We start from the raw sequence: 18,211 nt of genomic DNA on the forward strand, positions 1-18,211 counted from the left end.
CAGAAGGCCTGCGCTGCCTGGGCGCCCCCGCTCCCCCTCAGCGGTCGGGCCCGGATTCCCGGAGGCGGCCCGGGTCGGCACGCGATATGTCTGCCGGGCCGCCCTGCAGGGTCAGCCGAAGATACGGTGGTCGAAGTTGTGGGAGTAGGTGTTCACGACGCGCCACTCGCCGTGGTTCCGCTCGTAGAACCGGTGTCCGTCGTACCGGTACTGCCGGCCATGGTCGTTGCAGTACCAGTCGCCGCTGCCGGTCCGCTCCCACCTGCGGTGCCCGTCCCAGCGGTTGTCGCGGCGGTCGTCCCGGTCGTCGCGCCGGTGGTCGCCGCGGTTGTTGTCGCGGTGGTTGCCGTACTCGGTCCGGTCCGAGGAGTGGTGCGCGGTGACCGTGATCCGGCCGGTTGCCTTGCCCGGCGCGGCCGAGGCGGTGCCGCCCACCGCCAGCAGTGTGCCGGCGGCAACGGCGAGCACCGCCGCCGTGATGGCCGTACGCCGCGCGAAGTAGTGCTTCATGACGGTTCTCCTTGCTGTCTCCGGAACCTCGGATGGAGGTTCCGTTCGATGGGTGGGGCCTTGGGCGTCCCCGGAAGCGATCCGCTCCCGCACCCGGCCGCCGCGTTCCGGTTCGACGGAGCGGGGGTCTGCGTCGCCGTGACGATGGGCCGCACCAGCCTCAGAGGCCCCGGTTGACGCTTGAAGTGAGAACGTATGAGGACTTAAGGTGATACGTCAAGTAAAAAGGGACAAAGTGCAGCAGATCACTTTGATGACGCATCAACTATCATTCTGCATGTAATCGCTCGCACATGGACCTTGCCGAGGCGGTTCCGTGGGGATCGGGAGCCGGCCTGTGCGCCTGTCGGGGTGAAACGCCCCACTCTCGGCCGAGTTGGACGGATGGCCGGCCGCGTCGCGCCACTCGGGTGACTTTCGTGCCGATCACGGCTCAATCCCGCGCCACAAGTTGATTCGTCTACCGAAATGTGCTTCGGTTGATGCGTCAACAATCTCCCGTCGGGCAGGGGTAACGGCATGAGTGAGAAGAAGGTCATCGCGGTCGCCGGAGCCACCGGTGCACAGGGCGGCGGTACCGCGCGGGCGATCCTCGCCGATCCGGACTCGGGGTTCACGGTGCGTGCGCTGACCCGGAATCCCGACTCGCCCGCGGCCAAGGAACTCGCGGAGCTCGGTGCGCAGGTCGTGCGGGCGGACTTCCATGACGAGCCGACCGTGCACAAGGCGTTCGAGGGTGCCTACGGCGCCTTCCTCGTCACCAACTTCTGGGCGCACGGTTCGGCGGCCAAGGAGACGGAGGAGATCGAGGTTCTGGTGCGGGCCGCGAAGAAGGCCGGACTGCGGCACGTGGTGTGGTCGACGCTGGAGGACACCCGCGAACTCCTGCCGCTGGAGGACGAGAGGATGCCCGTCCTGCAGGAGAAGTACAACGTCCCGCACTTCGACGCCAAGGGCGAGGGCAACGAGCTGTTCCGGCGGGCCGGGGTGCCGACCACCTTCCTGAACACCACCTTCTTCTTCCAGGGCTTCCTGTCGATGATGGGTCCCAAGCGCGCCGAGGACGGCGTGCTGACGCTGACCCTGCCGCTCGAGGACGGCAAGCTGCTGGCCGGCGTGGACGTGGACGACATCGGCCGCACGACGCTCGCCATCCTCAAGGGCGGCGAGCGGTTCATCGGCCAGACCGTCGGCCTGGCCGGCGACCACCTGACCGGCGCCCAGTACGCGCAGAAGCTGGGCGCCGCGATCGGCGAGCCGGTGCGCTTCCAGTCGGTGCCCTACGACGTCTTCCGCTCCCTGGGCGTACCGGCGGGCGACGAGATCGCCAACATGTTCCAGTACTACGGCGACTTCGACCAGGAGTTCACCGGCGCCCGCGACCTGGACCTCCTGCGGGAGATCAACCCGGCACTCAAGAGCTTCGACGACTGGCTCGCCGAGAACGCCGCGAACATCCAGGCGGGCTGACCCGCTGCTGCCGGCAGGGGGTGTCTTCGGCGGCACGACGGCGTGCCGCCGAAGGGGCAGCCGCAGTGGCACCGGGTGCACCCCTGGCTCGGCCCCATCGGCTGGGGCGCGCAGGTGGCCGGCGCTCCGGCGCCTATTTGGTGAACTGTCAACTACGTTTACACTTGCTTCATGGAACAGACGGTGCGTTGGTTGACGGCGGAGGAGCAGCTCGCCTGGCGGAGCTTCGTCCGCATGCACGAGAGGCTCATGGGCCGGTTGTCCCGCTTGTTGCAGACGGAGTCCAACGTGTCGCCCGCGGACTTCGCCGTACTGGTCGAGCTGACGGACGTACCGGACGGGCGGCGTCGGTTCCTGGACCTTGCCAGGGCGTTGGAGTGGGAGAAGAGCCGGATGTCCCATCACATCGCCCGGATGGTGAAGCGTGGGCTCGTGGTGCGGGACGAGTGTCCCGAGGACGGCCGTGGCGCGTTCGTGGTGATCACGGACGAGGGGCGGGCGATGATCGAGGCCGCCGCCCCGCGCCATGTGGAGGCGGTGCGTGAGCTCTTCCTCGACAACGTCACTCCGGCGGAGCTGCGGTTGCTGGCTCGGATCTCCGAGCGCGTGGTGGAGAAGCTGGACGAGGAACCGGTCTGACCGGAACGGGCGGCCCGCGCCGGCGAAGTCGTCGGCGCAGAGGTGATGGCCCACGGCGCCGATCGCGGTGCGAGCCCGGCCGGTGGCCGCCGCCGCGACCTCGGCCAGCCCCTTGAGCAGAACCTCGGGTGCCCCGCGCCGTGACTCGTCACCAAGTCTTCGCGGCACCCTTCGCGGCACTGGCTGCGCCGAAGGTAGGCGGCATGGCGGCCTGCCCCCTCTGCTCGCTACTCGTCGTGAAGTGGCGGAACCGGGTGCTTGCTCATGATCGACACGCGATTGAACGCGTTGATGGTGACCGCCACCCAGATCGCGGCTGAGATCTGGTCCTCGGAGAGAACCTGGCGGGCGGCCTCGTAGGCGGATGTCTGGGCCGCGGTGTTCACCGGATCGGTCGTGGCCTCGGCAAGCGCCAGGGCGGCGCGCTCCGCGGGGGTGAACAGGCCGGTGTCCCGCCACGCGCTCAGGACTCCGAGTCTCTGCGGTGACTCGCCGGCGCGCAGGGCCGCTCTGGTGTGCACGTCGAGACAGTAGGCGCAGCCGTTGAGCTGCGACACGCGGAGGTTGATCAGCTCCACGGTGATGCGGTCGAGCCCGGCCTCGGAGGCCGTTGCCCGGACCGCCTCCGCGGCCTGCACCAGGGCATGGAAGGCCTTGGGGCTCTGCTTGTCGATGAAGATCCTGCGGGGTGGGGAACTGGTGGTGCGGTCGCTCACGTCGGGGCCTCCTTCGGGCCACGCTCGGGGTGGCCTGTGTGCGGGCGGGGGCTGTGGTCATCGGCCAGCCTCCATGGCATCATAGTTGATGTGACAACCAGATCGTGTGGGAGGTGCTCTCGGTGAGCAACGTGGAATCCGACGCCGCGGCGCTGCGCTGCGGTGCGCTCGTCGAAGGCGACCGGCCGGCCGGAGCGCCCCGGGTCGACGTCCTGTCGGCACGTGAGGTCCCCCTGGGCGGTCCGCGCGCGATGCATGTGCGGCGGACGCTGCCCCAGCGGGAGCGCACACTGATCGGCGCCTGGTGCTTCGCCGATCACTACGGCCCGCACCGGGTCGCCGCGGCGGGCGGCATGGACGTGCCCCCGCATCCGCACACCGGCCTGCAGACGGTGAGCTGGCTGTTCAGCGGCGAGATCGAGCACCGCGACACCCTCGGCACCCACGCCCTGATCCGGCCCGGCGAGATGAACCTCATGACCGGCGGACACGGCATCGCCCACTCGGAGGTCTCCACCCCGGACACCACCGTCGTCCACGGCGTCCAGCTGTGGGTCGCGCTGCCCGGGGAACACCGCGACACCGCCAGGGACTTCCAGCACTACGTGCCCGAACCCACGCGGGTCGACGGGGCCGAGATCAAGGTCTTTCTGGGCTCGCTCGCCGGCCGGACCTCCCCGGTCCGGGCTTTCACGCCGCTGCTCGGCGCCGAGATCGTCATCGAACCGCACGCGACGCTCACCCTCCCCGTGGACGCGGCCTTCGAGCACGGCCTCCTCGTCGACAGCGGGGACATCCGCCTGATCGGCACCGTGCTGCGGCCCGCCGAACTCGGCTACGTCCCCCCTGGCGCGGACGTCCTGACGATGGTGAACGAGACCGACGCCCCGGCGCGGACCATCCTCCTCGGAGGACCTCCCTTCGGGGAGGAGATCGTCATGTGGTGGAACTTCATCGGGCGCAGCCACGAGGACATCGTGAAAGCCCGCGAGGACTGGGAGGCCTCCTCCGACCGCTTCGGCGTGATCGAGGACTTTCCCGGCGGCCGCCTTCCCGCACCGGCCCTGCCGAACGCCGTCCTCACACCGCGCCGGAACCCACCGACCCGCTGACCTCCCTGACGAAAGGCCCACCATGAGCGAGTCCTCCACCACCACGGTCGTCGAGCGTGTGGACGCCGGTCACCGGTACGACATCCTGGTCGACGGCCGACGCGCCGGTCTGACCGCCTACCGCGACCGGGGCGCGCAGCGTGTCTTCTTCCACACGGAGATCGACGAGGCCTTCGCCGGCCAGGGGCTGGGCGCACAACTGGTCCAGCAGGCACTCACCGACGTGCGCGCGTCCGGCATGCGGATCGTCCCGGTCTGCCCCTACGTCGCCAAGTTCCTCAAGCGGCACGACGAGTTCGCGGACATCACCGATCCGGTCACACCCGACGTCCTGCGGTGGCTGGAGGCACAGCTTGGCTGAGTGGTCCAGGTGAACGAGGCGTCGAGACGGCTCGGTCCGGCGGAGGGTGACGCCTGGCGCTGTCTGGTCCGGATGCAGGAGAGACTCCACGGCCGAGTGGCCCGCCGCCTGCAGGCGGACTCCGGTCTGTCCGCCGCCGACTACATCGTGCTCGTCCATCTCACCGAGGCACCCGGCGCCCGTATGCGCTGCGCGGACCTGGCCAGGGCGGTGGAGTGGGAGAAGAGCCGGATGTCGCACCAGATCTCCCGCATGGTCAAGCGCGGGCTGGTCGTACGGATGGAGTGCCCCGAGGACGGGCGCGGCGCGTTCGTGGTCATCACCCCGCTGGGACGGGGGGCGATCGCGTCGGCCGCGCCCGGCCATGTGGCCACGGTTCGCGGTCTCTTCGTTGACCTTCTCACGCCGGAGGAACTCGGCACGCTCGCCAGGGTCGCGGGCCGTGTCGTCGAGCAACTGGACAAGCGGTCCGAGTAGTTCTGCGCCCGACGCAAGCGGAATAGGCATCGCTGTGCCCGTGTTGCCACGACATAGTTGATGCATCAACAATATGGAAAGGCTGAAGACGATGCAGTTCGGCATCTTCACCGTCGGCGATGTGGCCACCGACCCGAACACGGGTCGTACGCCGACCGAGCACGAGCGGATCAAGGCGATGACCGCCATCGCGCAGAAGGCCGAAGAGGTGGGCCTGGACGTCTTCGCGACCGGGGAGCACCACAACAGGCCGTTCGTGCCGTCCTCCCCGACCACGATGCTGGGCTGGATCGCCGCGCGTACCGAGCGGATCGTCCTGTCCACGTCGACCACGCTGATCACCACCAACGACCCGGTGAAGATCGCCGAGGACTACGCGATGCTGCAGCATCTGGCCGACGGCCGGGTGGACCTGATGATGGGCCGGGGCAACACCGGCCCGGTCTACCCGTGGTTCGGCAAGGACATCCGGCAGGGCATCAACCTCGCCGTCGAGAACTACGCGTTGCTGCGCCGGCTGTGGCGGGAGGACGTCGTGGACTGGGAGGGGAAGTTCCGTACGCCGCTGCAGGGCTTCACCTCCACTCCGCGCCCGCTGGACGGTGTGCCGCCGTTCGTCTGGCACGGGTCGATCCGCTCGCCCGAAATAGCCGAGCAGGCCGCCTACTACGGTGACGGCTTCTTCCACAACAACATCTTCTGGCCCAAGGAGCACACGCAGAAGCTGATCGACGTGTACCGGCAGCGCTACGCGCACTACGGCCACGGCAGCCCCGAGCAGGCGATCGTCGGCCTCGGCGGCCACGTCTTCATGCGCCGCAACTCCCAGGACGCGGTGCGGGAGTTCCGCCCGGTCTTCGACCATTCACCGGTGATGGGCGGTGGGGTCTCCATGGAGGAGTACATGGAGCAGACCCCGCTGACCGTCGGCAGCCCCGAGCAGGTCATCGAGAAGACGCTCACCTTCCGTGAGTACGCGGGGGACTACCAGCGCCAGCTGTTCATGGTGGACGGGGGCGGAATCCCGCTGAAGACCGCCCTGGAGCAGATCGACATGCTCGGCGAGGAGGTCGTACCGGTCCTGCGGAAGGAATTCGCCGAGAAGCGGCCGGCCGGTGTCCCCGACGCCCCCACCCATGCCTCGCTGCTCGCCGCGCGTGACGCGGCCGGCACGCCGGGCGCCGCACCGGCGGTCTGAGCCGGCCCATTGCACAGCACTTGGGAACGGAGGAAACGATGACCGACAACTTCAACGAACACCCGTCCACCGACGGAGTTTCGCCAGACCGGTGGGCCAGCGCTCTGCACCTCTTCGACAACGGCGTCGGCGGACCGCACGAGGAGAGCACCACCGAACGCTGGGAGCGGGCCAAGCTGCTGTTCGAGGCCAGGGACTACATCGGCGCGGCCCGGCTGCTCGCCGACGTGGTCCAGGAGGCTCCGGAACAGACCGGCCCGAGGCTGTTGCTGGCCCGCGCCTACTACCACTCCGCACAACTGCGGCGCGCCGAAGAACAGTTGCGCCAGATCGTCGAGCGTGATCCGGTGGAGCACTACGCCCACCTGATGCTGGGCCGGACACTACAACGCCAGGGGCGCCAGGACGAGGCGCAGCCGTGGCTGCGTATGGCCGCCGCGTTCTCCGGCGAGTTTCCCGACGACGACTGAGCCGTGCGGCGGCGCATGCGTGAGCGGAGGACGCGCACACAGCGGCGATCAGCCTGAGGAGGATCCCGGGCCGGGCTCATGTGCACCACATGCGCCGGCCCGCTCCGCCGATCGGTGGTCCCGGGCAGCGATGAAACCTTCCAGCACCTGGGCCACGCCGTCCTCGTCGTTGGAGGGGGCGCGATGACGGGCGGCCGCCAGGACGTCCGGGTGGCCGTTGGACATGGCGTAGGAGTGCCCCACCGCGCGGAGCATGGGCAGGTCGTTGGGCATGTCGCCGAAAGCTGCGATGTCGTGGCTGTCGATGCCCTGCCCGCTGCTCCAGGCGACAAGGGTGGTTGCCTTGGTGACGCGGGGCGCGCTGAACTCGACCAGGGACAGCCCGGTGGAGTGTGTGGTCTCGGCGCTCGGTCCGGCCGTGTTCCGTGCCTGTTCGTGGAAGTCGGACAGCGAGAGTACGGGATGCTGGGCGAGGATCTTGACCAGGGGACTGCCCGGGACCTGGGCGAGTATCTCCTCGGCCGGCCCGACCAGTTTGACCGCCTCGTCCCCGAACGACCAGTCCGGATAGGCCGGTTCATGACCGAACGCCTCGCCGAACTCAAGGGCGAAGGACACACCGGGGATCGCCGCGCGTATGCGTCGTACGAGCCGCACGGCTGCGGGGTACGGGATGGGGAAGGCCTGGGCGACGGCCCCGTCCGGGGAATGGACCGTGGCGCCGTTGGCGGCGATGACGACGTGCGGTCCGATCCGCTCCAGCAGCGCGGGCACGCTCCGCGGCGGGCGGCCCGTGACGAGCGCCACGCGTATCCCGGCGTTCTCCGCCGCCGCCAACGCGGCTTTCGTCCGGGGTGACAACGCCCCGTCACTGCGCAGGAGCGTGCCGTCCAGATCCGTGGCGACCAGCTTCGGACGCACGGCGAGCGGGGGGAACGGCACGGTGGTCATGGGTGTGGGCACCTTCGGGATCGGCGGCTGTCCGCTAGGGGGTGTTCGGCGGATCAAGTCGCAGGAAAGCAGCGGTGCCTGGTCGGCCGAGGTGAGCGGGGTCTGGTGCGTCCGACTGCAAGGCGGAGGAGGGAGTCGACGCGGAGCGTCGGCGAGTGACGACAACGCCGCAGGTGGGCATGCCAGACCCCGCGTCTGCGGCATGATCCGCCGGACACCCCCTAGTCGCAGCAGTAGCGGGACGTGGCACCTGCGGTCATGGTCAGGAGGGCGGCGTAGACGAGGACGGTGACCGCCACGCCCGTGGCCCAGCGGCACAAGCCGCCCTGCGACCTGGTTCCACACGGAGGCCGGCCGGAGGGCGGAGTGGGATCGTCGGCCGGGGCCGGAGAGGGGGGAACGGGGGCGGCGGTCATCGGACCGTTCCGCTCGTGGCCTGTGGGTTCATGGCGGTTCCTGGCCGAGTGGGGGTGGGCCCTACAGCCCGAAGGACGGGACGGCAAGAAGCGGACGCGCCCAGGCGAAGGACGTGGCAGCGCCTTCGCCGCTCCGCGTCACGGCGGTGCCCGGGGCCGTGCCCGTCGCCCTCCGGGCCCGCTCGCGCAGCCATGCGGCGCCGGCTAGTTCCCAGGTGACGGGGGTGACGCCGGTCCGCGCCAGGTGCCGCACGATGTCGTCGTGGCTTTCGGCCGCCACACCTCCGCAGGCGTCGGTGACGACGTGCACATCCAGTCCTTCGCCGACCGCCCGCAGAGCCGGCATGCACACCGAGGTCTCCGTGTGCATGCCGGCGATGATCAGGTTCTTGCGTCCGGTGCCCAGCACCGCATCCGTCACACGTCGGTCGTCCCAGCTGTCGACGAGCGGCCTGTCGATCGGCTTGTGTTCGCCGAAGACGTCCTGGAGGGGGTGGAGCAGAGGTCCGTTGCGCTCCGCCATGAGGGTCGTCAGCACCGTCGGAACACCGAGTGCCTGGGCCGTCTCGGCCAGTGCCAGAACGGTCTCGGACACCGTTGTCGGATCGTGGCTGTACAGGTACTGAGGCGGCTGGTGGTCGATCAGCAGCAGGACACTTGCCTCGGGCACCGGCAGTGCGACGAGGCCGCGCAGATGTGGCGTGCTCATGGGATCTCCTCCGCCCGTCCCGGGGTTTCCGGTACAAGTAGATGACACATCACCGATAGATGAAGTGTCAACTATTGGCTCACTGGTATCCACGGGTGGCGCGACTTCTGGGGTGAGAAAGCTGCACGGCTCCCGCCGCCTGACTCATCACCTGCAGACAGGACGCGGCAAGTTGACCCAGTGGTTGCGAGGGCGAAGGGCCCGTTTGGGGCTTCCATGACAGTGCGTTGAATCTGCTGTGCTGTCCTGCTTTCGTTGACTTTCCGGGGGAGGACAGCACGTGATCATGACTATGCGCACCGAAGACCTGCCGGTCGCCGACCGATTTCCCTGGTGGTGCGAGCAGATGGCCCAGGACATCGTGCCGTCGGCGGTCAGCAGCCCGCACGCCGACGATTTCCGGTCCGTGGTGACGGTGGCGGAGCTGGGCCCGGTCCTGCTGACGGCGCTGGACTACCCCGAGATGCGGTCCGTGCGCTCGTCGGCCCTGGTGCGCCGCTCCGACCCCGAGCGGTACGGGCTCAGCCTCGTCATGGCGAACGAGCTGTACTTCGCCCAGGGGGACAACGAGGCCCGGCTGACCTCGGGCCAGCTGCTGCTCCACGACACCTCCCAGCCCTTCGAGACCCGTGCCCTGCCCGGGGCCGGCCGGGGAGAGCTGGTGATGCTGCAACTGGCCAGGACCGCACTGCCGTTGCGACCGGAGCGGCTGAACCCCCTGCTCGCGCACGGCATGTCGGGCGCCACCGGGATGAGTGCCGTCTTCACCCGCTACCTCGTCGACGTCGCCGGGGTGGTCCGGCGGCGAGAGGTCGGCGAGCGCGAGGTCCGACGGCTGGGCGAGGTGGCCCTCGACCTGGCCGCCGCGACACTGGCCTCGTACATCGACGCCGAGGACCGGCTGCTCCCGGAGACCCGACGCCAGGCGCTGCTCGCCCGGATCGAGGCGTTCATCGAACTCAACCTCGCGGACCCGGAGTTGACGCCCGCCACGATCGCCGTCCACCACCACATTTCCCTCGGCTATCTGCACCGGCTCTTCCAGCACCGTGAACTCACCGTCGCGGCCTGGATACGCCACCTCCGCCTGGAGCGCGCCCGGGCCGACCTCGCCGACCCGCGGCTGCGCCACCACCCGGTCCACGCCCTCGGCGCACGCTGGGGCTTCCACCACGCCGCCGACTTCAGCCGCGCCTTCCGTACCGCGCACGGGGTACCCCCGGGCGACTACCGCCGCCAGGTCCTGGAGGCGGGCGGTACGGCAGTGGACGCAGCGTCAACGAACGGGTGACGCTGCGCCAACGACGTCACCCCCTGCGCACTGACACCGTGTCCAACAGGTTCACGAACAGGAGTGCAGGATGAGTACTACCGCTCAGGCAACCACGGCACAGGTCCGGCAGGCGATGGTGAGCAACTGTCTCTGGGGGGTACAGCACAACGCGGACATCCACTACTCGCAGGCCCGGCCGATGCCCATCGGCATAGCGGTGCACGCGCTTCCCTTCTCCACCGACTGCTCGGGCTTCGCCACGCTCATGGCGAAGTGGAGCGGGGCCGGGGACCCGAACGGCTCCGGGTTCAACGGGCAGGGCTACACCGGCACGATGCTCGACCACTGCGAGCACATCACCGCCGCCGAGACCCAGCCCGGCGACTTCGTGGTCTTCGGCGCGGGCACAGGTACGCACGTCGTCGTCCTCGTCGAGAGCGCGGCGGGCGGCCTCGGGGCGCTGTGCGTGTCCCACGGCCAGGAGGCCGACCCGATCCGCACCACCCTGGCGGACGAGGCGAACTCGCACCGGGGCGAGCCCCTCACCTATCTCCGGCTGCCCGGCGGCGGCACCGGCTCGCCCACTCCGCCGGCCTCGAACCACAACCCGTACTGCCCGCTCGCCGTGGACGGCGGGTTCGGACCGGACACCACCAAGGCGCTGCAGTGGGTGCTGGGCGTGACCGCTGACGGCGAGTTCGGGCCGAACACCAAGAAAGCTCTCCAGAGCCACCTCCATGTGCCCGTCGACGGGCAGATCGGTCCGCAGACGATCAAGGCTCTCCAGGCGCACGTCGGTGTCCCCCAGGACGGGGACTGGGGGAAGCAGACCACGGAAGGGCTTCAGAAGGCGCTCAACGCAGGCCGCTTCTGAGGATCCGGGTGCAGCCCGGCCGAGAGCTTCGGATCAGGGAGGACGTGCGCTCGCGGGGGCGGGTGGCGCACCGGCTCGACCCTGACCGGCGTGCCGCCGCCCGCCCGGAAACCGCGCGCATCTCGTGTGTTCACGCGGCATCGGCCTACCGGCCGCCTGGGCGACTCGACGACCTGACGACCGACGACCTGACGACCTGACGACCTGACGTCCGCGATGCTGGGCCGCAAGATGGCGATCGTCCGCAAAAACCCCGGTCGGCGGGGTTTCCCGGTGCAGCCGAGGCGGTGGCCACCAGGCATGGACGGACGCGGCGGGTGAGAGCTCTGCGTCACCCGGATGCCGCAGTCGCACGGCGTACCCGGACCGGTGGGCGGCACCGTAGAGGTGTCGGGGGCGCGAGGGCCCAGGGACGACGACCGAGGCGGTTCGCGTGGCGGACGAGACGGCCGGGACGGCGACGAACGGGAACGTAGCGGCTGCCGGTCGTCCGAGGACCTGTCTGGTGACCGGTGCCAGCGGCTATATCGGTGGGCGGCTGGTGCCGGAACTGCTGGACGCCGGGTATCGGGTGCGCTGCCTGGTACGCACACCCCGGAAGCTGCGTGACCAGCCATGGGCAGGGCGGGTGGAGGTCGTACAGGGGGATGTCACCGACGCGGGCTCGGTGGCGGCGGCGATGGCGGGTGCCGATGTCGCCTACTACCTGGTGCACGCACTCGGCGCCGGCCGTGACTTCGAACGCACCGACCGGCAGGCGGCCCGGGTGTTCGGCGAGCAGGCCCGCTGGGCCGGCGTCGGCCGCCTGATCTACCTGGGTGGGCTGACCCCGGCCGGCGTGCCTGAACGGGAACTGTCGCCGCACCTGCGCTCCCGCGCCGAAGTGGGGCATATCCTCCTCGGCTCGGGGGTGCCGACGGCCGTGCTGCGGGCGGCTGTCATCATCGGTTCCGGCTCGGCCAGCTTCGAGATGCTGCGCTACCTGACCGAGCGGCTGCCGGTGATGATCACGCCGCGTTGGGTGCACACCCACATCCAGCCGATCGCCGTACGGGACGTGCTGCGCGTCCTGGTGGGATGCGCCGGCCTGCCGTCCGACGTCAGCCGCGCCTTCGACATCGGCGGCCCCGAGGTGCTCACCTACCTTGAGATGATGCATCGGTACGCCGCCGTCGCCGGACTGCCCCGGCGGCTCATCGTGCCCGTGCCGGTGCTCACACCCGGCCTGTCCAGTCAGTGGGTCGGCCTGGTGACCCCCGTACCGGCCTCCATCGCCCGCCCGTTGACGGAGTCGCTGCGCCACGAGGTGGTGTGCCGGGAACGGGACATCGAGCGGTACGTGCCCAGCCCGCCGGGCCACCCGGTCGGTTTCGACCGCGCCGTCGCCCTCGCGTTGCAGCGTGTGCGGGACGCCCAGGTCGCCACTCGCTGGTCCTCCGCCTCCGTGCCGGGTGCTCCCAGCGGGCCGCTGCCCACCGACCCGGAGTGGGCCGGCGGCAGCCTCTACACCGATGTGCGCCAACGCCACGCCGATGTGGCTCCCGAGGCGCTGTGGGATGTGGTCGAGAGCATCGGCGGCGAGAACGGTTGGTACTCCTTCCCGCTGGCCTGGGCGGTGCGCGGCTGGCTCGACCGCCTCGTCGGCGGGGTGGGCCTACGCCGGGGACGACGTGACGCGCGGCGACTGCGGGTCGGTGACTCGCTGGACTTCTGGCGGGTGGAGGAGATCGAACGAGGCCGGCTGCTGCGACTGCGCGCCGAGATGCGGCTGCCCGGCCTGGCCTGGCTGGAGATGTGTGTCGACGAGGAGGGGGCCGGCGGCGCGCGCTACCGACAGCGGGCCCTGTTCCACCCGCACGGACTGCTCGGCCAGCTCTACTGGTGGAGCGTGTCGCCGTTTCACGCGATCGTCTTCGGCGGCATGGCGCGCAACATCGTCCGCGCCGCCGAACGTGTGCGGAAGCCCGCCTCGGCCGCGGACGACAGCGCCGCCCGCACCGGCCTCCGCCCTCCCTCGGCGGGAAGGTGAAACCGGTGCACGCCTCGGTTGTCACGTCCACCTCGGGCACTTCGCACCGATCTCGGAGCCGTGGCCGTTTCCCCGGACGAGGGCCTCGGCGCGGGCGTCACCTGTGGTCACGGAGGAAGTCGGCGATTCCCGCGCGGGTGGGGTAGTTCGGCAGCGGTGCCGGTTCGCCCAGGAGGAACGCGGTGATGACCGCGGCGGCTCGGCCGTTGTTGTCGTCCAGGCCGTTCCAGAGGTGATGCCCGACTCCGGGCATGTACTGCGTGCGCCGGATCGCGGGGTCGTCGGCGAGGACGGCGGTCTCCCATCGGCGTACCTGGGAGGAACACTCGGCGATCATCAGCATGGCGGGTGTCTTCGAGTGCCGCAGCCGTGGAGCGATGGAGGGGGAGTCCTTCACCGTCTGCTGGATGCGGAGGCTGGCGGCGGCGCTGAAGGAGAAGTTCTGGGGCGTGTCTTCGGCCGGGATGCGATGCGCGTCATGCGCGCAGTAGGCGGATGCGGTGTCGCTGCCGAGGTCGGCGGCCGTGAACGCGTTGTCGCCTTCGGCCTGTCCGATCAGTCCGGTGCCGGGGCTGAGGAGTCCGAGCCGCATGAGGCCGAATGCCACGGCGTACCGGGGGAGGCGCGTTGACCGCGGGCCGCGCGGGCTCGGTGCGAGCCCGCGCGCGGACGGGCGTCCCCGCTGTCCGGTGATCCTCGCTGTGGGACCGTCCATCGGGCCGGGCTCGGCGATGACGGCCCGGTGGATGCGGGTGCTGACCGCGGGGTCGGCCAGGGCTCGGGTGAGCACGACCGCGCCGGACGAGAAGCCGAGGACGTCGACCGCGCCCTTGCCCAGGCGGTGGACGAAGGCGTCGAGATCACGGACGGATCTGGAGATCGAGTACTGGTCCATGGGGAGCAGGTCGCTGCGTCCGCCGCCGGCCTGTTCGTAGGCGTAGACGTCGAAGCCCTGGCCCGCCAGCAGCCGCAGGAACCGATGGTCGAGCACCGAGATGCCGCGGACCGGTCCCCCGTTGAGGTACACGAGCGGGACCGGGTGCCGGCTGCCGGAGTCGGTGGGCGCGTAGTGGTACACCGCTACCCGGCTGCCCGTGGTCAGGCTCCAGTGCTGGGTGGCGACGAAGGGCAGGGCGGGCGGGTACTGCCGGGCCGTGGGCACGGTCGGGAGGCAGACCGCCGCCGTCAGCGCCGCCGCGAGGAGCACCGGCACGAACGGTACGAGGCGCGCCTTCCGTGCGCGGTGCCGGCTCCGCCACACCGCGGCGGCACAGGCGATGCCGAGGGCCGTCAGCCAGGCGACGAGCCCCGAGCCGGCCCCGTCCGTGAGGACGATCAGTACGAGAAAGACAACAACCTGCGCCAAGAGGGCAGTTGGCACCAGTAGTAACCGCCCGGTGCGGCGGGCGAGGCGTATGGCGAATCCGGACATGATGGTCTCCCGAGTTTCAGAACGCTGTTTCAAAACGACGTTATCAGAAGAGGTAGGCTTCCTGTCATGGGCAGACCGAGGACGAACGACGATGCCGTCAAGGAGAGGCTCGTGGTGTGTGCGACCGAGCTGATGGCCACCGGTTCACGGGAGTCGGTCACCGTGCGCGCCGTGGCGGTTGCCGCCGGCACCTCGACAACGGCGGTGTACTCCCTGTTCGGTGGCAAGGACGGCCTGATCGCAGCGGTACGTGACAGGGCTGTCGCCGGGCTGTTCCAGGATCTGTCGGCGGTGCCGGGCTCCGCGGATCCCCTCGCCGACCTCTATGCCCTGGCCGTCGCGTACCGGCGATGGGGTTGTGGACACCGCCACCTGTACGCGGTGCTGTTCGGCGGGGTGCAGTCCTTCGATCCGTCGGGCGCGGTCGGCACCCGTGACCCCGTACGGCCGCTCGTCGCGGCGATCGACCGGGCCGTGGCCGGGTCCGTGCTCGCCGGTGAATCGACGTCGATCGCCCTCTCGTTGTGGGTCACCCTGCACGGCCTTGTGACACTCGAACTGGCCGAAGCCCTCGACGCCCCGACGGCGGAGGCCGCATTCCGGTCGGTGATGCGCGCCGCTCTGCGGGGCTGGGCGACCCCCGCGGCCTTCCAGAGCCTTCGGCAGGCCGAACTCGCTCCCTGACGGGGCAGGCGCAACGGCGGGGCGCGGGGACGGAGTTGCGGATTTCCTGCGCGGTGAAGGGCCCGCTTATGATCTTGATCATGACTGTGCAGAATTCCGACAAGACGCTTTCCCGCAAGCAGCGGCTCCAGGAGAAGCAGCGTCGCCAGCTGACGGTGGTCGACACCGTGGACAAGGCCGAGGTCAAGGTTCGCAAGGCGGAGGCCGAACTGGCCGTGGCCGTCACCGAGGCAGTGCAGGTGTTCGGCGACGAGCGAGCCGCGTCCGAAGGGCTGGACATGCCCGTCGAGACCATACGTCGTTTCGTGGTCATCGCGGCGAAGGTGGCGGCCGACGCGGACGCGTCCGACGCCGCCGACAGGGACTGAGGAAACCGCCGACAGGGACTGAGTAAACCGGAGTCGCGGGCCTGCCCGCCACCTTCGTCCGTTCCCTCTGGGGTCCGGCCGCCTTGCGCGCAGCGGCTCAGACGCGGTCCTGCTCCCGGCGCCCGGTGATGGCCGTGAGGTAGCCGCGCAGCATGACCTTGGCCTCGTCGAGGAGGGCCGTGTCGCCCTCGGCATCGCGGCGGAAGGCCTCCTGGGCGAGCGCGTCGGCGGTCAGGACGGCGGCGTGGCAGGCCCGGCCGAGCGCGTCCGTGTCGGCGGCGACACCGAGGGCTAGGAGTACCCGGCGGACCCCGTCGGCCATCCGGCGCTTGTGCTCGCGGTCCGCCTCCCGGGTCCGGTCGGTCAGCCCGCTGCCGAACCACAGGGCCCGGAAACCGTGTTCGGTGCGGTACAGCGCGGCGTAGGTGTCGATGAGCACGCCGACCGGGTCGGGCCACCGCTCGACGGCCGCGGCTCGGGCGAATTCGTCCATCACGCCTTCGAGCTGGGCGAAGTAGCCGGCCGCCAGCGCGTCGATGATCGCGTCCCGGTCCGGCAGGTACTGGTACAGCGAACCGACCGATACCCCGGCCTCCGCCGCGACCCGGGTCGTGGTCAGGGCCCCGACGCCCTCGGCGACGAGCACTCGCTCCGCCGCTGTCAACACCCTCGCCAACCGGGCCTTGCTGCGCGCCTGTTGAGGAGTCCGGCGCAGCACGACCCCGGTCTCGTCGGCGGTCTGCTCGCTCACGCACGGCTCCTGAATCTGAACGTGACTTTGTTTCACGTCTACGTTACGGTCGCGGCCATGACGGACTCAAGTTCCGCGCTGGTTCAGGAGCGGGCCGCGGTCGCGGACGCATGTCGTCGGCTGGGAGCGGCGGGACTCCTCATCGGTACGGCGGGAAACGTCAGCGTGCGAGTGGGGGACCGGGTCGCGGTCACCGCGACCGGAGCGGTGCTCGCCCAACTCACCGCAGGTCAGGTGACAGTGGTCGACCTGGACGGAGTGACCGTCGCCGGGACGCTGCAGCCGACCTCCGAACTCGACCTGCATCTGGGGGTCTACCGGCGTTACGGCGCCGGCGCGGTCGTGCACACCCACGCCCCGATGGCCACCGCCCTCTCCTGCGTGCTCGACGAACTGCCCTGCATCCACTACCAGTTGCTCGCCCTCGGCGGCACCGTGCGGGTCGCGCCGTACGCCACCTTCGGCACCCCGGACCTCGCCGAGTCGGTTCTCGCCGCGCTCGACGGCCGCAGCGCCGCCCTGATGGCCAACCACGGCTCGGTCACCGTCGGGCCGACCCTCGACAAGGCCGTCGAGAACGCCCTGTTGCTCGAATGGGCCTGCGGTGTCTACCAGCACGCGGCGGCCCTCGGAAAACCCCGCGTCCTGGACGAGCGGCAGCAACTCGCCGTGATCGAGGCCGCGATCGCACGGAACTACGGCACCACCCAACCCCTGCAGGAGGGCAAGGCATGAGAGTCGTCACGATGGGCGTACACGTGCTGGACGTGCTGGTACGGCCGGTCGACGCGATACCCGAGGGCCAGGGCGCCACCCTGGTCGAGGACATCAGGATGACGGCCGCCGGGACCGCCGGCGGAACCGCGCTGACCCTGGCCAAGCTCGGCGCCACCGTGCAGAGCGCCGGGGCCGTCGGTGCCGACGCCACCGGCGACATGCTGGTGCACCTGCTCGCGAAGGCGGGGATCGGCACCGAGTTCCTGGTGCGCCGCATCGACACCGGCACCTCGGCGAGCGTGCTGCCCATCCGCTCCAACGGCGACCGGCCCTCCCTCCATCTGCTGGGCGCCAACGTCACCTACGGCCTCGACGACGTGCCCTGGGACGCCCTCGCCGAAGCCGATCACCTCCACCTCGGCGGACCGGAGCTGATCGGTGTCGACGTCGCCGCGCGCATCCTGCATTTCGCCAAGGAACACGGTGCGACGACCTCCGTGGACCTGCTCGCGCCCGGTGTGTTCGGCAGTTTCGAGCAGATCGCGGCGGCACTGCCCCACATCGACCATCTGCTCCCCAACGACGACCAGGTGCTGGGATTCTCCGAGGAGGACGACCTGGTGGCCGGCGCGAAGAAGCTGATCGACGCCGGGGCCGGGCTGGTCGCCGTCACACGCGGTGGCGACGGCGCCCTCCTGGTCACCGCGGAGGGTGCCGAGACCGTCCCCGCCTTCGAGATCGACGTCGTGGACACCACGGGCTGCGGCGACGCCTTCTCCGCCGGCTTCGTCCACGGCATCGGGCTGGGCCGCACCCCGCAGGAGTCCGCCGTTCTCGGCAACGCCGTGGCCGCACTGGTCGCCCAGGGCCTCGGCAGCGACCACGGGGACTTCGACCTCGCGGCCGCCGACGCGTTCGCGGCCACGGCCACCAGACGTGCCTGAAAAGTGACATCGGCCACGGCTGTCCCGGACGCCCGAGTGGTACCTTCCGTCCCTCGAACCGCTGAAGCCCTGCGGATATTCACTCGCCCCCTGCGTCTGTGTTCGGACAG

At 70.1% G+C, this 18,211-nt stretch carries 20 protein-coding genes; 14 read left to right on the plus strand and 6 right to left on the minus strand.

Annotated features, from left to right (window positions below):
- Positions 1 to 111 precede the first annotated feature (111 nt).
- The gene (locus ACIRR9_RS42095) at positions 112 to 510 is read right to left on the minus strand and encodes a hypothetical protein (protein ID WP_403763790.1); all 399 of its coding nucleotides are present in this window, start codon (positions 508 to 510) and stop codon (positions 112 to 114) included.
- 519 nt (positions 511 to 1,029) lie between these two features.
- On the opposite strand from ACIRR9_RS42095, the gene ACIRR9_RS42100 reads away from it, so the two are divergent.
- Both ACIRR9_RS42100 and ACIRR9_RS42105 read left to right on the plus strand, forming a co-directional pair.
- On the plus strand, positions 1,030 to 1,980 hold the full coding sequence (locus ACIRR9_RS42100; protein WP_403763792.1) for an NmrA/HSCARG family protein: 951 nt from the start codon (positions 1,030 to 1,032) through the stop codon (positions 1,978 to 1,980).
- Positions 1,981 to 2,151: 171 nt separating this feature from the next.
- On the plus strand, positions 2,152 to 2,619 hold the full coding sequence (locus ACIRR9_RS42105; RefSeq protein ID WP_403763794.1) for a MarR family winged helix-turn-helix transcriptional regulator: 468 nt from the start codon (positions 2,152 to 2,154) through the stop codon (positions 2,617 to 2,619).
- Between the two features lie 227 nt (positions 2,620 to 2,846).
- On the opposite strand, the gene ACIRR9_RS42110 is transcribed toward ACIRR9_RS42105, so the two are convergent.
- The gene (locus ACIRR9_RS42110) at positions 2,847 to 3,335 is read right to left on the minus strand and encodes a carboxymuconolactone decarboxylase family protein (protein ID WP_403763796.1); all 489 of its coding nucleotides are present in this window, start codon (positions 3,333 to 3,335) and stop codon (positions 2,847 to 2,849) included.
- 122 nt (positions 3,336 to 3,457) lie between these two features.
- Between ACIRR9_RS42110 and ACIRR9_RS42115 the strand changes: the two genes are divergently transcribed.
- The 5 genes from ACIRR9_RS42115 (at position 3,458) to ACIRR9_RS42135 (ending at position 6,953) form a co-directional block, all read left to right on the plus strand.
- Complete coding sequence (locus tag ACIRR9_RS42115) at positions 3,458 to 4,447, plus strand: pirin family protein (protein ID WP_403763798.1); 990 nt, start codon at positions 3,458 to 3,460, stop codon at positions 4,445 to 4,447.
- A 22-nt stretch (positions 4,448 to 4,469) separates the two neighbouring features.
- Complete coding sequence (locus tag ACIRR9_RS42120; RefSeq protein WP_403763800.1) at positions 4,470 to 4,808, plus strand: GNAT family N-acetyltransferase; 339 nt, start codon at positions 4,470 to 4,472, stop codon at positions 4,806 to 4,808.
- Between the two features lie 9 nt (positions 4,809 to 4,817).
- Entirely contained in the window at positions 4,818 to 5,285 is a 468-nt protein-coding gene (locus ACIRR9_RS42125) for a MarR family winged helix-turn-helix transcriptional regulator (RefSeq protein ID WP_403763955.1), read from the plus strand.
- A gap of 91 nt (positions 5,286 to 5,376) precedes the next feature.
- Complete coding sequence (locus tag ACIRR9_RS42130) at positions 5,377 to 6,483, plus strand: LLM class flavin-dependent oxidoreductase (protein ID WP_403763802.1); 1,107 nt, start codon at positions 5,377 to 5,379, stop codon at positions 6,481 to 6,483.
- A gap of 38 nt (positions 6,484 to 6,521) precedes the next feature.
- The gene (locus ACIRR9_RS42135; RefSeq protein WP_403763804.1) at positions 6,522 to 6,953 is read left to right on the plus strand and encodes a tetratricopeptide repeat protein; all 432 of its coding nucleotides are present in this window, start codon (positions 6,522 to 6,524) and stop codon (positions 6,951 to 6,953) included.
- Between the two features lie 48 nt (positions 6,954 to 7,001).
- On the opposite strand, the gene ACIRR9_RS42140 is transcribed toward ACIRR9_RS42135, so the two are convergent.
- The gene (locus ACIRR9_RS42140) at positions 7,002 to 7,904 is read right to left on the minus strand and encodes an HAD family hydrolase (protein ID WP_403763806.1); all 903 of its coding nucleotides are present in this window, start codon (positions 7,902 to 7,904) and stop codon (positions 7,002 to 7,004) included.
- Between the two features lie 477 nt (positions 7,905 to 8,381).
- Positions 8,382 to 9,029, minus strand: coding sequence for an isochorismatase family protein (locus ACIRR9_RS42145; RefSeq protein ID WP_403763808.1), 648 nt, complete (start codon positions 9,027 to 9,029; stop codon positions 8,382 to 8,384).
- 286 nt (positions 9,030 to 9,315) lie between these two features.
- Between ACIRR9_RS42145 and ACIRR9_RS42150 the strand changes: the two genes are divergently transcribed.
- The 3 genes from ACIRR9_RS42150 to ACIRR9_RS42160 all read left to right on the plus strand — a co-directional run bounded on the left by ACIRR9_RS42150 (position 9,316) and on the right by ACIRR9_RS42160 (position 13,205).
- Entirely contained in the window at positions 9,316 to 10,320 is a 1,005-nt protein-coding gene (locus ACIRR9_RS42150) for a helix-turn-helix domain-containing protein (protein ID WP_403763810.1), read from the plus strand.
- Between the two features lie 70 nt (positions 10,321 to 10,390).
- Positions 10,391 to 11,176, plus strand: coding sequence for a peptidoglycan-binding protein (locus ACIRR9_RS42155; protein WP_403763812.1), 786 nt, complete (start codon positions 10,391 to 10,393; stop codon positions 11,174 to 11,176).
- Between the two features lie 505 nt (positions 11,177 to 11,681).
- On the plus strand, positions 11,682 to 13,205 hold the full coding sequence (locus ACIRR9_RS42160) for an SDR family oxidoreductase (RefSeq protein WP_403763814.1): 1,524 nt from the start codon (positions 11,682 to 11,684) through the stop codon (positions 13,203 to 13,205).
- Positions 13,206 to 13,302: 97 nt separating this feature from the next.
- Here ACIRR9_RS42160 and ACIRR9_RS42165 read toward each other — a convergent pair whose 3' ends face one another.
- On the minus strand, positions 13,303 to 14,637 hold the full coding sequence (locus ACIRR9_RS42165) for an alpha/beta fold hydrolase (RefSeq protein WP_403763816.1): 1,335 nt from the start codon (positions 14,635 to 14,637) through the stop codon (positions 13,303 to 13,305).
- 66 nt (positions 14,638 to 14,703) lie between these two features.
- Between ACIRR9_RS42165 and ACIRR9_RS42170 the strand changes: the two genes are divergently transcribed.
- Together ACIRR9_RS42170 and ACIRR9_RS42175 are read left to right on the plus strand one after the other, a co-directional pair.
- On the plus strand, positions 14,704 to 15,321 hold the full coding sequence (locus ACIRR9_RS42170) for a TetR/AcrR family transcriptional regulator (protein WP_403763818.1): 618 nt from the start codon (positions 14,704 to 14,706) through the stop codon (positions 15,319 to 15,321).
- Between the two features lie 80 nt (positions 15,322 to 15,401).
- Positions 15,402 to 15,689, plus strand: a complete 288-nt coding sequence (locus tag ACIRR9_RS42175; protein ID WP_365341673.1) for a hypothetical protein — start codon at positions 15,402 to 15,404, stop codon at positions 15,687 to 15,689.
- Positions 15,690 to 15,786: 97 nt separating this feature from the next.
- On the opposite strand, the gene ACIRR9_RS42180 is transcribed toward ACIRR9_RS42175, so the two are convergent.
- A complete protein-coding gene (locus ACIRR9_RS42180) occupies positions 15,787 to 16,440 on the minus strand; it encodes a TetR family transcriptional regulator (RefSeq protein WP_403763820.1) in 654 nt (217 codons plus the stop codon).
- Between the two features lie 57 nt (positions 16,441 to 16,497).
- Between ACIRR9_RS42180 and ACIRR9_RS42185 the strand changes: the two genes are divergently transcribed.
- Both ACIRR9_RS42185 and ACIRR9_RS42190 read left to right on the plus strand, forming a co-directional pair.
- Complete coding sequence (locus ACIRR9_RS42185; protein WP_403763822.1) at positions 16,498 to 17,175, plus strand: class II aldolase/adducin family protein; 678 nt, start codon at positions 16,498 to 16,500, stop codon at positions 17,173 to 17,175.
- Complete coding sequence (locus ACIRR9_RS42190; protein ID WP_403763824.1) at positions 17,172 to 18,101, plus strand: carbohydrate kinase family protein; 930 nt, start codon at positions 17,172 to 17,174, stop codon at positions 18,099 to 18,101. Before ACIRR9_RS42185 ends, ACIRR9_RS42190 begins: the two co-directional genes overlap by 4 nt.
- The last annotated feature ends 110 nt before the right edge of the window (positions 18,102 to 18,211 follow it).

Source organism: Streptomyces sp. NPDC101234, assembly GCF_044767525.1.
In the GTDB taxonomy this organism is placed as follows: Bacteria; Actinomycetota; Actinomycetes; order Streptomycetales; family Streptomycetaceae; genus Streptomyces; species Streptomyces sasae.